This is a genomic window from Mesorhizobium sp. M8A.F.Ca.ET.165.01.1.1, from assembly GCF_004792065.1.
In the GTDB taxonomy this organism is placed as follows: domain Bacteria; phylum Pseudomonadota; class Alphaproteobacteria; order Rhizobiales; family Rhizobiaceae; genus Mesorhizobium.
In genome coordinates this window covers 1-445 of the sequence record NZ_SRTH01000071.1, presented here as the reverse complement: position 1 = coordinate 445, position 445 = coordinate 1, and the positions used below count along the sequence as shown (strand labels likewise).

Annotated in this window: 1 protein-coding gene; it reads left to right on the top strand. The window is 64.9% G+C overall.

All coding sequences use genetic code 11. The annotated features are described in order from the left end of the window. Positions 1-171: 171 nt before the first annotated feature. On the top strand, positions 172-445 hold a 274-nt coding region (locus EN808_RS35165), incomplete at its 3' end, for an SgcJ/EcaC family oxidoreductase (protein WP_245525203.1).

Here is a 445-nt window from a genome sequence, read left to right as displayed (position 1 = left end):
CGGCCATCACCCCCCGCAGGCGCTCATTGCCATTGGCAACAGGTGCACCACCTACTCACGGATGCATTAGGGAGACAACCCAATGACCGACGACGAAAGCGCGATCCGGCAGGTGGTCGAGACCTGGATGGCGGCAAGCCGCAAGGCGATCTGGAGACCGTGCTCTCGCTGATGACCGACGACGTCATCTTCATGGTTCCCGCCAAGGAACCGTTCGGCAAGGCAGCCTTCGCTGCCGCCTTCAAAGGCATGGGCGAGAAGATCGATGGCTCGAGCGAGATCGTCGAACTCAAGCTGCTCGGCGACTGGGCCTATATCCGCAACCGCATCGACATGACGGCGACGCCGCCGGGCGGCGAGCCGGTGCGGCGCTCCGGCTACACGCTCACGCTGCTGCGCAAGGAAGGCGACGGACGCTGGCGGCTGGCGCGGGATGCGAACTTGC